Origin of the sequence: Kitasatospora sp. NPDC008115, from assembly GCF_042957205.1 — a bacterium.
In the GTDB taxonomy this organism is placed as follows: domain Bacteria; phylum Actinomycetota; class Actinomycetes; order Streptomycetales; family Streptomycetaceae; genus Kitasatospora.
Window position 1 is genome coordinate 26,996 of sequence record NZ_JBIBHU010000025.1, and the last position, 13,453, is coordinate 40,448.

Sequence of the window (13,453 nt, forward strand, 5' to 3'; positions counted from 1 at the left end):
GGCCTCGCCGGAACCCGGCCGCCGCCGGGCCGCCGCGACCGCCCGGCGGACCAGCCACCGACAGCGCCGCAGCACGACGCGGCCGACGCCGCACCCGAACCCGCCTCCCGGTAGCGGGCCGACCGGTGCGGGGGCTCGGCCCGGATCGGAGCCGCCCGGGTTCCGGCACGTCCGCACCGTCGACCTCCCGGCCGGCGCGCCGCCGGTGGCGCGGGCCGCGCCACCGGGCCGATGCGGTCGGGGGACGCCGTGCCGCGCGGCGCGGCTGCTGCCACCGGGCACGGCGCGGGACGGCCGCGCGGCATTGCCCGCGGGACCGGGCAGCCGGCCGGCGGTGACGGTGGCGGTGACGGCGGGCGATGGCGCGCCGTGGCGGACAAGGGAGCCGCCGGGCGGGCACGCGGCCTCATCGGTGGGAACCGGCAGCGGGGCGCCGGAAGCCCGGCGGCCCACCGCACCTCCGGGCACCAGGGCGGGCCGAGCGGCCCCGACGGCGGGAACCGGCAACGCACCCACCTCACCGGCAACCTGCCGAGCCACGGCAGCCCGGCGCGCCAGGGCGGACCGGGCGGCCTGGCCGACGAGGACGGGCGGCAGCCCAACAGCACAGCAGCGGTGAGGGACGAGGCCGCCCGCCGGCCGACACCCGCGCACAACGCCGAACCGCCTTGCCTCAGGAGCAGAAGCAGAAGCAGGCAACAGCTCGGCGGCACCGCAGGCGTGCCGGCCGAGCGACCGCCGCACAGCACGGCCGACGAGAACGGGCGGCGGCCCGACGGCACCGCAGGCGTGCCGGACGAGCCGGCCGAGTGACCGCCGCACGGAGGCGGCGCGCGAACGTCGGGTGGCCTCGCCGACGGGAAGGGACGGCAGGGCCACGGCGCGGGAGCAGCGCCGGACGAGGTCGCCGACCGGGCGGCGGGTGGGAGGCGGAGTGGCGGGGCGGGGGTGTGGGGTCATACGGCGAGCTCCGTTCGGGGGGCGAGGCGGCGGGCGATGAGGTCGGCGGCCAGGTTGAGGACGACGGTGACGGTGCCGAACAACACGGCCAAGGCCTGGACCACGGGTACGTCGCGGGCCGCGACGGCGTCCAGCAGGACGGTGCCGAGGCCGGGCACGACGAACAGCGCCTCGACCACGATCACGCCGCAGAGCAGCCAGTCCGCCGTACGGGCGAGGTGCTGGACGGCCGGGGCGAGGGCGTTGGGGAGGGCGTGGGTGAGGCGGACGCGGCCTGGCGGGACGCCGCAGCGCAGGGCGTGGACGGCGTAGGGGGCCGCCATCGCGTCGATCAGCCCGGCCCGGACCAGGCGGGCGGTGGAGCAGACCGGGCGGGCCAGCAGGACGGTGACGGGCAGCACCAGCACCGCCGGTTCCCGGGCGAGGCCGCCGACGGCGGTCGGCGGGAGCCAGCCGAGGCGCAGCGCGAAGACCGCCGTGAGCAGCACGCCGAACGCGAACTCCGGGACCGCGTACAGCCCGAGCGTCACCGTACTGAGGGTTCGATCGAGCAGGCCGCCCTCGCGGCGGGCGGCGAGCAGGCCGAGACCGACCGCGGCCGGGACGAGCAGGGTGAGGGTGAGCGAGGCCAGCAGCAGGGTGGGGGCGAGGCCGTCGACCAGATGGTCGGCGACCGGGCGGCCGCTGGCCAGTGAGCGGCCCGGCTCGCCGTGGGCGAGGTCCCCCGCCCAGTCGGCGAACCGCTGCACGGCCGGGCGGTCGAGTCGCAACGCGGCGCGGATCGCGGCGATCCGGGCCGGGTCGGGGTCCTCGCCCGCGAGGGCGACCGCGGCGTCACCGGGGAGCGCCTCGGTGAGGGCGAAGACCAGAACCGGGACGGCCGCGATCTGCCCGGCGCCGAGCAACAGCCGGCGCCGGGCCCAGCCGCGCGGTGACACCGTCATGCCAGCCAGACCTTGTCGAACCTGGCCCAGTCGAGGGTGTTGGCCGGAGCGTCGGCGGCGACGCCGCGCAGCCGCGGGGCCGTGCCGACGATCCAGTCGGCGAAGCCCCAGACCAGCAGCCCGCCCTCCTCGTGCAGCCTGCGCTGCATCCGCCCGTAGAGGGCGGCCCGGGCGGCCGGGTCGGCGGTGGACTGGGCCTGGGCGTAGAGGTCGTCGAAGTCGGGGTGGCGCCAGTGGGTGGCGTTGGTGGTGGAGCCGGAGAGCAGCCGCTGGGAGAGGTGGGACTCGATGGGCATCGCGCCGGAGCGGAAGGAGGCGAGCACACCGCCGTCCAGGACGTCCTTCCAGTAGGTGTCCTTGCTGCCGACCCGCACCTCGACGGTGACGCCGGCCTCGGCCGCCTGGTCCTTGAGGATGCCCGCCGCCTCGACCAGTCCGGCCGCGACCGGCGAGGTGTCGAGGGTGACCCGCAGCCCGTCGGCTCCGGCCTCGCGCAGCAGGGCGCGGGCCCGGTCGAGGTCGCGGGTGCGCTGCGGGAGGTCGGCCGGGTAGTACTGACTGCCCTTGCCGAACAGGTCGTTGCCGATCTCCCCGGCGCCGGAGAGAGCGCCGTCGACGAGTTCCCGCCGGTCGACGAGGTGGAAGAACGCCTGGCGGACCCGGACGTCGTCGAAGGGCGGCCGGTCGGTCTTCATGACGAAGCCCTGCATGGCGCTGTTGCGCAGCCGGACGATGCGGATCCGCCCGCCGGACTCGTGGGTGCGGGCGGTGGCGGGGGTCAACTCGTGGGCGTACTCGGCCTGTCCGGCGAGCAGGGCGTTCGCGCGGGCGGACTCCTCGGCGGCGGCGAGGATCTCCAGTTCGTCGAGGTGCGGCGCGCCGTCCCAGTAACCGTCGAAGCGCCGCAGCAGCAGAGAGCTGCCGGGCGTGAAGGAGACGTGGGCGAACGGGCCCGAGCCGACCGGCCGTCGGAAGTCATCGGCGCCGTCCGGGACGATGTAGGCGCCGAACGCGGCCAGGACGTTGGGGAATTCGGCGTAGCGCCGGGTGAGCCGGAACTCGACGGTGCGCGGGTCGACGGCGCGGCTGGCGGCGAGGTCGACGGGTTCGAGGGAGGCCCGGGCCCGGAACGCGCGCCCGGGGTCGGCTATCCGGCGGTAGCTGTACAGGACGTCGGCGGCGGTGACGGGGCGGCCGTCGTGAAAGCTCGCCTCGCGCAGCCGGACGGTCCACACGTCGAGACCGGGGCCCGGCTCCCAGCCGGCGGCGAGGCGGGGGACGGCGGCGAGGTCGGGGCCCCAGTCGGCGAGCTTGTCGTAGAGCGCCTTGGCGCGGGCGGCGTCGGCGAACAGGTTGACCCGGTGCGGGTCGAGGGTCTCGTTGGCACCGCCGCCGGCGAACAGGGCGCGCAGCCGGCCGCCGCGGCGGGGAGCGGCGGACCCGGGCGCGCCGTCGGCGGCGGTACCGGCGCGGTCCGGGGAACAGGAGAGCAGGGCGAGGGCCGGTGCGACGGCGGACGCGGCGAGCAGGGTACGGCGGGTGAGCGGCATGGGAATCAGCGCCTCTTCCGGTCGGGGGAGTCGAGTCGGGCGACCAGGTGGAGGCGGTCGCCGTCCGCGGTGTCGGCGGGCCGGTCGCCGTCCGCCCAGGGCGGCTCGGTGCGCGGGCCGGGCCGGTCGTGCAGGGCGAGGACACCGAAGCCGTGGTGGGCGAGCAGGTGCCGCAACTCCTGGGGGAAGAGCAGCCGCCAAGCGGAGTGCTGCTCGACCGGCGGGGCGCCGTCGTCGCTCGCCCAACTGCGGGTGCGGCGCAGCAGTTGGGCGGCGTGGTCGATCCACAGCACGGTGCGCGAGGTGTGCGTGACGCCGTCGTGGGTGACGCTGTCGAGCCGTGGGGCGTCGAGGAGTTCGGTGCGGCCGAGGAAGAAGGCGCCGTTGCGCATCTCGGCGACCAGCAGGCCGCCCGGGCGCAGGTGGTGGCGGAGCCGGCCGAACAGGGCGTCGAGGTCGGCGTTGGTGTGACAGTAGAGCAGCGCGCTGTCCAGGCAGAGCACGGCGTCGAACCGCCCGGGCAGGGCGAAGTCCCGCATGTCGCCGACGTGGTAGGCCGGTCCGGGGTGGCGGGAGCGGGCGTGGGCGATCATCGCCGGGGAGCTGTCGAGGCCGGTGACGGTGCGCCCGGCGGTGCGGTGCAGCCAGCCGGCGTCGCGGCCGGTGCCGCAGCCGAGATCGAGGACGTCCGGCCCGGCGCCGTGCTCGCGGAGCATCGACTCGGCCCACCGGGCGGCGGTGAACCCGGGGTCGGGGAAGCGGAGTTCGTAGAGCTCCGGGTGGTCGGTGAGCAGGTTGCGCCGGGCGGCGTCCGGGCCGGCGGCCGGGGGGCGGTGGTTCATCGGGCCTCGCTGGGGAGGGGGCGGGCGGGGACGGGGAGTCGTCCGGTGCGGTGCAGCCGGGCGAGGGCGGTGGCGGAGCCGAGGCCGAGGGCGGCGCAGAGCAGCCAGGGCGCGGTGGCGGTGCTGTCCATGGCCCGGCCGACCAGGGTGTTGCCGAGCGCGGCGGCGAAGCCGGACACGACGTAGTAGAGGCCGTAGTAGGTGCCGGTCAGGCCGTCGCGCGCGAACGCGGGGATCAGCGCGAGGACGAACGGCTGCGCGGTCATCAGGCCGAGTTGGAGCAGCAGCACGCCGCCGAGCACGCCGGGCAGACCGGGTGCGGCGAGCGGCAGCAGGAAGCCGGTGGCGGCGACGGCGAGGCCGCACGGGATCCACCGGGAGGGCGGGCCGTGCCGCTGCAGCCGGGCGGTGATGCGCAGTTGCAGGGTGAGGTTGGCGAGGGTGCTGGTCAGGAAGACCAGGCTGACGGCGCCCGCCCAGCCGGTGGCGCGGCGGGCGGCCTCGGGCAGCAGCAGGTAGAGCTGGCTCTCCATGCCGAACAGGCCGACCATGCCGAGCGAGAAGGCCAGGAACCGCCGGTCGGCGGCGACCTCCCGCCAGTCGGCGAGCACCCCGCGCCGCAGTGCGGGCCGGGCCTCGGGTTCGGGCAGCGCGCAGGCCTGGGCGACGGTGAGCACGGCGAAGACGCCGGCGGCGGTGATCGCGGCGGCCCGGAAGTCGACCAGCAGCAGGAGGGTGCCGATCAGGGGTCCGGCCAGCGCGCCGGTGGCGGCGAACACCGAGAACAGCGCGAACGCCTCGGCCTTGCGGTCGGCGGCCGCGTGGGCGACGTAGCTGCGCACGGCCGGGTTGAACAGGGCTCCGGCCAGCCCGCTGAGCGCGGAGGCGGCCAGCAGCGGGCCGAGGGTGTCGCCGAGCGCGAACAGCCCGAAGCCGACGCTGCGCAGCGCGCACCCGGCGATGATGACGCGCCGGGCGCCGAGCCGGTCGGCGGCCGAGCCGCCGAGGATGAACAGGCCCTGCTGGCTGAGGTTGCGCAGCCCGAGGACGGCGCCGACGGCGAGCGCGGACAGGCCGAGGTCGTGGCCGAGGTGGCCGGCCAGGTACGGGATGAGCAGGTAGAAGCCGGTGTTGACGCCGAACTGGTTGACCAGCAGGAGCCGTACGGGCAGCGGGAAGGACCGTACGGCGCGCAGTATCCTCACCGGCCGGCCACCGGCCGGGGGCCCGCGAGCGGCTCGGCGACCTGCCCGGGGAGTGGTTCGGGCGCCGGCGCGGGCAGCACGCCGAGCCCGGCCCGGTCCGGGGTGCGGACGGTGCCGTCGGTGCCGCCGATGCCCTGCCAGGGGTCGTGGGCGAGCAGCAGGTGCCCGTCGAGGTCGAGCCAGCGGGCCCGGTCGGCGAGGTGCACGGCGGGCGCGATGCCGAGCGAGCTGGCGGCCAGGCAGCCGAGCATCAGCTCGGTGCCACTGCCGCGCAGGGCCTCGGCGATCCGCAGCACCTGGTGGACGCCGCCGCACTTGGCGAGCTTGAGGTTGACGCCGTGCACCCGGCCGGCGAGCCGGCAGGCGTCCTCGTAGCCGACGGCGTCCTCATCGGCGATCACCGGGATCGGCGAGCGTTCGGCGAGGGCGGCGAGCGTGTCGGGGCACCCCGGGGGGATCGGCTGCTCGACGGCCTCGACGCCGGTGGCGGCGAAGGCGTGCAGCAGTTGGAGGGCCTGGCCGGGGGTCCAGGCGCCATTGGGGTCGAGCAGCAGCCGGGCGTTCGGGGCGGCCTCGTGGATGGCCTGGACCCGGGCGAGGTCGAGGCCGGGGTCGACGGTGCCGGCCTTGACCTTGAGCACGGTGAACCCGGCGTCCGCGAGCCGGGCGGCCTGCACGGCGGCCCGGGCGGGCGGTTCGATGCCGATGGTGCGGGCGGTGGCGGCGGCGACCGGCTCGGCGCGGCCGAGCAGCCGGTGCACGGGCTCGCCGGCCCGTTTGCCGACCAGGTCGAGCAGGGCGGCCTCGACGGCGGCCAGCACCCCGGCCGGCAGCGCCGCGTACGGGGCCGTGCCGTCGCGGAGGTCGGCGAGCGCCTGCTCCGGGTCGGGGCCGTCCTCCAGCGCGGCGCGCAGCGCTTCGAGTCCGCGCCGGATCCGGTCGGTCGGCAGGTCCAGGTAGACGCTGCTGACGGCCTCGCCGTGGCCGGTCAACCCGCCGTGGCCGAGGGCGAGTTGGACGGCGTCCCGTTCGGTGGTCACCGAGCGGGAGATGCGCAGCGGCTCGGCCAGCCGGAGCCGGACGGTGCGGACGTCGAGCCTCATCGGCCCTCCTCGGTGCGGGTGGGGACGGTCACGGGGTGGGTCCGGCGGCGCCCGCCGCCAGGGCGGCGGGCGCGGTCCGGTCGGTGCGGCAGCGGGCCCAGCCGGTGACCTCGGCGGCCGCCGGGTGCGGGATCTCGGTCGGGCGGGGCGCGGCCCGTGCGGCGTCCAGGCCGTGCCGGCGGCAGAACGCGTCGTCGTACACGGTGCCGAGGTAGCGGTGCGGGCCGTCGGGGAAGACGGTGGCGACGGCGGCGCCCGGGTCGGCGCGGGCGGCCCAGGCGGCGACCAGGGCGACCGCGCCGGTGGACCAGCCGCCGCTGACGAAGGCGCCCCGGGCGAGGCGCCGGCAGGTGTCGACCGCCTCGGCCGGGCCGACCCAGTGCACCTCGTCGAAGGCCTGGTGGGCGACGTTGCGCGGGTGGATGGAGCTGCCGAGGCCGCGCATCAGCCGGGGCCGGGCCGGCTGGCCGAAGATGGTGGAGCCGACCGAGTCGACGCCGATGATCCGCAGCCGGGGCCAGCGGCGGCGCAGCGCCTCGGCGAGCCCGGCGCTGTGGCCGCCGGTGCCGACGCTGCAGACCAGCACGTCGAGGTGGTCGAGTTCGGCGGTGATCTCCTGGGCCATCGCCCGGTAACCGTCCGCGTTGTCGGGGTTGTTGTACTGGTCGGGCCAGTAGGCGTCGGGCAGCCGGTCGAGGACGGCGCGCAGCCGGTCGAGCCGGGCGGCCTGCCAGCCGCCGTGCCGGGCGGGCTGCTCGACCAGCTCCAGCCGGGCGCCGTAGGCGCGCAGCAACTGCCGCATGGACGGTTCGAGTTCGCTGTCGCCGACCAGCACGACGGGGTGGCCGAGGGCCTGCCCGGCGAAGGCCAGGCCGACGCCCATGGTGCCCGAGGTGGACTCCACCACCGTGGCGCCGGGCCGCAGTTCGCCGCGCGCGTGGGCGCCGCGGAGCATGGCGACGGCCGAGCGGGCCTTCATGCCGCCGGCGCTCAGCCCCTCCAGCTTGGCCCAGAAGCCGGGGTGCGGGTGCGGCAGCGGGGTGGTGATCCGGGCCAGCGGGGTGCCGCCGAGCAGCGGCAGCAGGGCCGGGTTGCCCAGGGCCGGACGGCCCGGCGCCGCGGCGGAGGCGAGCACGGCGGTCACCGCTTGGCCCCCCCGTACAGGTGGAGCAGGCTCGGGCCGCCGTCGAGCCAGAAGAAGGGGTAGGGCTCGGCGCTGACGGCGGTGACGCCGTCGCCGATCAGCCGGGGCAGGACGGCGCTGCCGGTCTGCGCGAACAGCACCAGGGGCTTGCCGGTGGCGCGGGCGTGGGTGAGCAGCGGGTCGAGGGTGCCGTTGCCGAGGGTCATGCCGGAGGCGAGGATGGCGTCGCAGTCGTCGAGGTGGGCGAGGGCGTCGGTGTGCACCGGCTCGTCCCATTCGGTGGTGCCGCCCTTGAGGTCGCACGGCAGGTAGCCGACCTCGTTGGAACGGAGCTGCTCCAGGAGGGAGTTGACGACGCCGACGACCAGCACCCGGCGGACGGCGGCGAGCGGCAGCAGCCCGACCACGGCGGCGGCGCGGACCCGTGACTTCACCAGCGAGGAGCCGGCCGGCAGCCCGAAGCGCCGGGCGCCGTAGGCGGGTGCGTGCGGGAGGCAGTGGCCGAGGTAGGCGTCGAGCGCGGCGACCCGGACGGCGGTGTGGGGGTGGTCGAGCAGCTCGTCGACGGTGGCGCCGACGCAGTCGGTGACCGTGTCGGCGGGCAGGTCGCCGGGTTCGACGGCGCAGGACCCGACGGCTGCGCCGAGCCGGAGGCTGAGCACCTCGTTGCGGTAACCGCGGGTGCGGCCGCTGTGCCGCACGGCCTGGGTGGTGCCGAAGGCCAGCGCGATCCGCAGCGAGGCCGGGTCGGGCCCGTACGCCCCCGTACGGGCCCGCCCGGTGATCAGGTCGAGCACGGGGTAGGCGTCGATCCCGAAGCTCGTGGTGGGACTGGGAGGCGGGGTGGGGCTGGGGGCGGAGGCGGGGGCGGGGGCGGTCAGGACGGTCGCGGCGCTCATGCGGACACCGCCGCGGGCTCGGCGGGGCGGGCGGTGGGCGCGAGGCGGGGGGTGAGCCCGGCGAGCAGCCGCTCGGCCGTACGGCGCGCCCCGGCCCCGCCGGCGTCGGCGGTCATGACGTGCCCCAGGTACTCGTTGTTGCTGGTCGCGGGCCGCACCTCGCGGCCGGACCCGGCGAGGGCGAGCTCGACCACGGCCGGGTCGCGTCGCACCGCGTCCTCCCCGTCGAAGCCGTCCAGCAGTCCGGCCTGCCGGCCGCCGGGCACCAGGAACGCGATGGCGGCGCTGGCGACCCCGGTCGGGCGGGCGGCCAGGTCGGGCCGTCGGCCGAGCGCGAGGTCGACGGCGGCGGCCGCCAGGTCCACCCCGGTGACCCGCCGGACCAGTTCGGTGATCCGGTTCCCGGCCGGGCGCGCGTTGACCTCCACCACCCGGGGGCCTGCGGGGGTCAGCTTGATCTCGGTGTGCGCGACGACCTGGTCGAGGCCGAGCGCGGCCAATGCGGCGACGGCGGTGCCGGCGGCGGCCTCGGCCTCGGCCGGGTCGAGGGCGGCCGGGAACATGTGGCCGGTCTCGACGAAGGCGGGCGCGCCGCCGACGCTCTTGTCGGTGATCCCGACGACGTGCGCGACGCCGTCCACCGACACCGTCTCGACGCTGACCTCCGGCCCGGTGAGCAGTTCCTCCAGCAGGACCGAGGGCTCCCGCCGCTGGCCCCTGGCGTTGACCGGGAAGGCCTCCAACGCATCGACTGCGGCGAGGAGTTCGGCCTCGTCGTGGACCGCGCGGACGAACATCCCGGCGCACAGGTCGACCGGCTTGACGACCAGCGGGTAGCCGATCGCCCGGGCCTCGGCGCGGGCCTGCCCGGCGTCGGCGCACAGCGCGTACGCGGGGCCGGGGACGCCGGCTCCGGCGAGCCGGCGGCGGGTGAGGTCCTTGCGGCAGGCGGCGGAGACGGCGTCGGGCGCCGGCCCGGGCAGGCCGAGCCGGCGGGCCACCAGGGCGACCTGCGGCAGGTAGTAGTCGCAGGAGGAGAGCACGCCGTCGAAGCCGAGCAGCGCGTGCAGCCGTTCCGCGTACGGGAGCAGCGCGCCCGGGTCGTTGGTGTCGGCGGTGAGGATGTTCTCGGCGGCGAGCAGCGGGTGCGGGCCGTCGGCGGGGGCGGCGGCGCGCAGGTAGTGGTGCAGATCGCGGGTGAGGAAGGTGAAGCGGTGGCCGCCCTCCCCCAGCGCCCGTGGCAGCAGCCTGCTCATGGAGCCGACCCAGCTCTCGATCACCAGCAGATGTGCCACGACTCTCCCTTTCGACGGACACGACGGACACGACGGACGCGGTGGACACGACGGACCCGGTTCTCGACGGACCCGCTGGACCCGGTGGACCCGGCCGACAGGCAGGACCGTAACGGGATTCGTTTTCATTTTCAACACGCTTGACCGCGTTTTCGTCGATGCATCAGATGAAAGTGGTTTTCATGTACTCTTGCCCACACCCGCCGCGCCCCAGTCCTGCCGGAGATGTCTGATGGATCGTCACTTCCCTTACACCGTCCGCCATGCACTCCCCCAGGACGTGCCCGGCGCACGCCGGCTGATCCTGGACACCTTCTACCGCGAGTTCGGCTACGGCTACGTGCCCGACTGGCACGCCGACGTCGTCGATCTCCAGGGGCACTACCTGGACCACCCCCGGCACGCGCTACTGGTCGCCGTGCACGGCGAGGAGGTGGTCGCCACCACCGCGCTGCACTCCACCGGACCGGCCCACCCGCCCCACCCGCGCGAACTCGCCCGGCGCTACCCGTCCGGGACCACCGCACAGCTGGTCCGGGTCTACGTCCGCGCCGAGCACCGGCGGCACGGGCTGGCCCGGGAGCTGGTCCACCGGGCCCGCGCGTTCGCCGCCGCAGAGGGCGGCTACCGGCGGCTCTACCTGCACACCAACACCGCGATCCCGGGCGCCGAGGCGTTCTGGCGCAGCCTCGCCGAGGAGGTCTACGACGCCCGACCGACCGGGGAGCACGGGCCGGGGGTGTCCACCGTGCACTTCGAGATCCCGCTGCACCGGCCGGTGGCGGCAAGCCTCGGGGCGGGCGTCGGCGAGGGCGCCAGGACGATGTGATACAGGTCACATCCGGGTGCGAAATTTCCGGGGACGGATTCCCCGTTTAGCCCTTCGTAGGACTAAGCGGGGAGTGACTCCCCGGAAACCCGTACCCGGGAGGAGTGCCCCGTGACCACCGTCGCCCCCCGTTCGACCCGCGCCGCGGGCCCGGCCCGCGCGCCCAGACTGCGCGCGGACGCGAGCCGCAACCGCGAGCGGATCGTCCTGGCGGCCCGGGACGCGTTCGTCGAGCACGGCGCGGACGCGCCGCTGGACGAAATCGCGAAGCGGGCGGGCGTCGGAAACGCTACGCTCTACCGGAACTTCCCCACCAGGACGGCGCTGATCCGCGAGGTCGCGCTGCTGGTCAAGAACCGCATCGTGGCGATCGCCGAGCGGGCGGCCGCCGAGGTCCCCGGCCCGTTCGACGCCCTGGAGCGGTTCGCCCACGAGACGGTCGACGAGAAGGTCGGCGCGCTCTGCCCGCTGCTCACCAACCGGGTCGACATGAACGACCCGGACCTGGTGGAGGCGCGCGAGCGTCTGCTGGCCGTCGCCGGCGGTCTGCTGGAACGGGCGAAGGCGGCGGGCGAGGCCCGTCCGGACGTCGACCACGGCGATCTGTTCATCGCGCTGAGCCAGCTCACCCGCCCCCTTCCGGGCACCTCGTGCCACGTCCTGGACGGCTTCGTCCACCGGCACCTGCAACTGTTCCTGGACGGCATGCGGGCACCCGCCCCCACCGTCCTGCCCGGCCGGGCCGCGATCTTCGAGGACTTCCACGGCGACCACTGATCCACCACTGATCCACCACCACTGATCCGTCACTGACCCGGCGCGCCGGCCCGACCGGCGCGACCCGGCACCGAGAACCCCTTCACCAGACCCCTTCACCGTGGCGACGCGGTGCGGCCGCCCCTGCGCGCCCGCCGCTCCTGTCCGCGTTCCTCCGTACCGCCCGCACACCCCGCACACCCCGCACACCGAAGTGAGTACCCCCATGCCGGAAACCGCCCAACCCGCCCTCCAGCCCGACCCGAGGCGCTGGAAGGCCCTGATATTCATCGGCCTCGCGCAGCTGATGGTCGTGCTCGACGCCACCATCGTGAACATCGCCCTGCCGTCCGCCCAGAAGGACCTCGGCATCACCGACGGCAACCGCCAGTGGGTGATCACCGCGTACGCGCTGGCCTTCGGCGGACTGCTGCTCTTCGGCGGCCGGGTGGCCGACCTGTGGGGGCGCAAGCGGGCCTTCGTGGTCGGCCTGACCGGCTTCGCGCTGGCCTCCGCGCTGGGCGGCGCCGCCGCCAACACCCCGATGCTGCTCGGCGCCCGCGCCCTCCAGGGCGTCTTCGGCGCGCTGCTGGCCCCGGCCGCGCTCTCGCTGCTGGCCGTCATGTTCACCGAGGCCAAGGAGCGCGCCAAGGCGTTCGGCATCTACGGCGCGATCGCCGGCGGTGGCGGTGCGATCGGTCTGATCCTCGGTGGTCTGCTCACCGAGTACATGAACTGGCGCTGGACCTTCTTCGTCAACATCCCGTTCGCCGTGATCGCCGCCGTCGGCGCCGTCATGGTGATCCGCGAGCCGGCCGTCGGCCGCAACCGCGACCGCCTCGACGTCCCCGGCGTGCTGCTGGTCACCACCGGCCTGGTCGCCCTGGTCTACGCCTTCACCCGGGCCGAGTCGGACGGCTGGGGCTCGGGCGTCACGATCGGCCTGTTCGTCGCCGCCGCCGTGCTGCTGGCCGCGTTCGTCCTGGTCGAGCGGAAGGTCAAGGCGCCGCTGCTGCCGCTGCGGGTCGTGCTGGACCGCAACCGCGGCGGGGTCTACCTGTCGCTGGGCCTGGCCGTGATCGGCATGTTCGGTCTCTTCCTGTTCCTGACCTACTACCTGCAGATCGTGCTCGACTACAGCCCGGTCCTGACCGGCGTGGCCTTCCTGCCCATGGTGGCGGGCATGATCACCGGCTCGACCCAGATCGGCGCCCGGCTGATGACCCGCCTGCCGGCGCGGTTCCTGATGGCGCCCGGCTTCCTGGTCGCCTCGCTCGGCATGCTCATCCTGACCCAGATCGACCTGGACACCTCCTACCCGGCGCTGATCCTGCCCGGTCTGATCCTGATGGGCCTCGGCATGGGCACCGCGTTCATGCCGGCCATGAGCCTGGCCACGCACGGCGTCCAGCCGCGCGACGCGGGCGTGGCGTCCGCCATGGTGAACACCTCGCAGCAGGTCGGCGGCGCCATCGGCACCGCGCTGCTGAACACCATCGCGGCCAGCGCCACCACCACCTGGCTGGCGGCCCACGCGGCCTCCACGACCACCCCGGCCGCCGCGCAGGCGGTGCAGTTCCAGGGCATGGTGGAGGGCTTCTCGACCGCGATCTGGTGGTCCTTCGGCATCCTGGTGCTGGCGTCCGCGCTCGCGTTCGTCCTGATCAACGCCGGCCGTCCCGGCTCCGGCGGCGGCGCGAACGGCGAGGGCGCCGACGCGGACGCGGTGGCGGCCAACGAGGTGCCGGTGCTGGTGCACTGATCCCGCGGAATCCACGACGGTGTGCGGCGGCCCGTCCGGTGTCTTCCCGACACCGGACGGGCCGTTCGCCGTCCGCGGGCGGCCACCGGCCGGGCGGGGTCGCCGGGCCTGCGCCGTCCGGGTGGATTCCCGTCGCCCCGGCGGCCGTCCGGGGCGCGGGACGG

12 protein-coding genes are annotated in these 13,453 nt (G+C 75.7%); 4 read left to right on the forward strand and 8 right to left on the reverse strand.

What is annotated here, in order from left to right; all coding sequences use genetic code 11:
• The first annotated feature begins 369 nt into the window (after positions 1-369).
• Positions 370-813 carry a hypothetical protein gene (locus ACFZBX_RS27660; RefSeq protein ID WP_391536497.1) on the forward strand — a complete coding sequence of 148 codons (444 nt, stop codon included), beginning with the start codon at positions 370-372 and terminating at the stop codon, positions 811-813.
• 143 nt (positions 814-956) lie between these two features.
• Here the strand turns inward: ACFZBX_RS27660 and ACFZBX_RS27665 are convergent, their stop codons facing one another.
• The 8 genes from ACFZBX_RS27665 to ACFZBX_RS27700 are packed head-to-tail and all read right to left on the reverse strand — an operon-like array spanning position 957 to position 9,942.
• A complete protein-coding gene (locus ACFZBX_RS27665) occupies positions 957-1,904 on the reverse strand; it encodes an ABC transporter permease (RefSeq protein WP_391536498.1) in 948 nt (315 codons plus the stop codon).
• Positions 1,901-3,454 (reverse strand): ABC transporter substrate-binding protein, encoded by a 1,554-nt coding sequence (locus ACFZBX_RS27670; RefSeq protein ID WP_391536499.1) that lies wholly within the window; start codon positions 3,452-3,454, stop codon positions 1,901-1,903. The genes ACFZBX_RS27665 and ACFZBX_RS27670 overlap by 4 nt, the downstream gene beginning before the upstream one ends.
• A 5-nt stretch (positions 3,455-3,459) precedes the next feature.
• Positions 3,460-4,296: a class I SAM-dependent methyltransferase gene (locus ACFZBX_RS27675; protein ID WP_391536500.1), complete on the reverse strand. Its 837-nt coding sequence runs from the start codon at positions 4,294-4,296 to the stop codon at positions 3,460-3,462.
• Positions 4,293-5,501 (reverse strand): MFS transporter, encoded by a 1,209-nt coding sequence (locus tag ACFZBX_RS27680; protein WP_391536501.1) that lies wholly within the window; start codon positions 5,499-5,501, stop codon positions 4,293-4,295. The genes ACFZBX_RS27675 and ACFZBX_RS27680 overlap by 4 nt, the downstream gene beginning before the upstream one ends.
• Complete coding sequence (locus ACFZBX_RS27685; protein WP_391536502.1) at positions 5,498-6,604, reverse strand: dipeptide epimerase; 1,107 nt, start codon at positions 6,602-6,604, stop codon at positions 5,498-5,500. Before ACFZBX_RS27685 ends, ACFZBX_RS27680 begins: the two co-directional genes overlap by 4 nt.
• A gap of 28 nt (positions 6,605-6,632) precedes the next feature.
• Positions 6,633-7,748 carry a PLP-dependent cysteine synthase family protein gene (locus ACFZBX_RS27690; RefSeq protein ID WP_391536503.1) on the reverse strand — a complete coding sequence of 372 codons (1,116 nt, stop codon included), beginning with the start codon at positions 7,746-7,748 and terminating at the stop codon, positions 6,633-6,635.
• On the reverse strand, positions 7,745-8,647 hold the full coding sequence (locus ACFZBX_RS27695; protein WP_391536504.1) for a Rossmann-like domain-containing protein: 903 nt from the start codon (positions 8,645-8,647) through the stop codon (positions 7,745-7,747). Before ACFZBX_RS27695 ends, ACFZBX_RS27690 begins: the two co-directional genes overlap by 4 nt.
• Positions 8,644-9,942, reverse strand: a complete 1,299-nt coding sequence (locus tag ACFZBX_RS27700; RefSeq protein ID WP_391536505.1) for an ATP-grasp domain-containing protein — start codon at positions 9,940-9,942, stop codon at positions 8,644-8,646. Before ACFZBX_RS27700 ends, ACFZBX_RS27695 begins: the two co-directional genes overlap by 4 nt.
• A gap of 232 nt (positions 9,943-10,174) precedes the next feature.
• Here ACFZBX_RS27700 and ACFZBX_RS27705 point away from each other — a divergent pair, with 232 nt between their 5' ends.
• From ACFZBX_RS27705 to ACFZBX_RS27715, 3 genes are all read left to right on the forward strand, one after another.
• Positions 10,175-10,771 (forward strand): GNAT family N-acetyltransferase, encoded by a 597-nt coding sequence (locus tag ACFZBX_RS27705; RefSeq protein WP_391536506.1) that lies wholly within the window; start codon positions 10,175-10,177, stop codon positions 10,769-10,771.
• Between the two features lie 111 nt (positions 10,772-10,882).
• Complete coding sequence (locus ACFZBX_RS27710) at positions 10,883-11,548, forward strand: TetR/AcrR family transcriptional regulator (protein ID WP_391536507.1); 666 nt, start codon at positions 10,883-10,885, stop codon at positions 11,546-11,548.
• A gap of 205 nt (positions 11,549-11,753) precedes the next feature.
• Positions 11,754-13,289 (forward strand): MFS transporter, encoded by a 1,536-nt coding sequence (locus tag ACFZBX_RS27715; protein WP_391536508.1) that lies wholly within the window; start codon positions 11,754-11,756, stop codon positions 13,287-13,289.
• Positions 13,290-13,453: the final 164 nt, after the last annotated feature.

Excerpts from the sequence above, each read along its gene's own strand:
- ACFZBX_RS27685 (WP_391536502.1), bottom strand. The coding sequence starts at position 6,604 with ATGAGGCTCGACGTCCGCACCGTCCGGCTCCGGCTGGCCGAGCCGCTG.
- ACFZBX_RS27715 (WP_391536508.1), top strand. The coding sequence starts at position 11,754 with ATGCCGGAAACCGCCCAACCCGCCCTCCAGCCCGACCCGAGGCGCTGG.
- ACFZBX_RS27695 (WP_391536504.1), bottom strand. The coding sequence starts at position 8,647 with ATGAGCGCCGCGACCGTCCTGACCGCCCCCGCCCCCGCCTCCGCCCCC.
- ACFZBX_RS27705 (WP_391536506.1), top strand. The coding sequence starts at position 10,175 with ATGGATCGTCACTTCCCTTACACCGTCCGCCATGCACTCCCCCAGGAC.
- ACFZBX_RS27665 (WP_391536498.1), bottom strand. The coding sequence starts at position 1,904 with ATGACGGTGTCACCGCGCGGCTGGGCCCGGCGCCGGCTGTTGCTCGGC.
- ACFZBX_RS27675 (WP_391536500.1), bottom strand. The coding sequence starts at position 4,296 with ATGAACCACCGCCCCCCGGCCGCCGGCCCGGACGCCGCCCGGCGCAAC.
- ACFZBX_RS27670 (WP_391536499.1), bottom strand. The coding sequence starts at position 3,454 with ATGCCGCTCACCCGCCGTACCCTGCTCGCCGCGTCCGCCGTCGCACCG.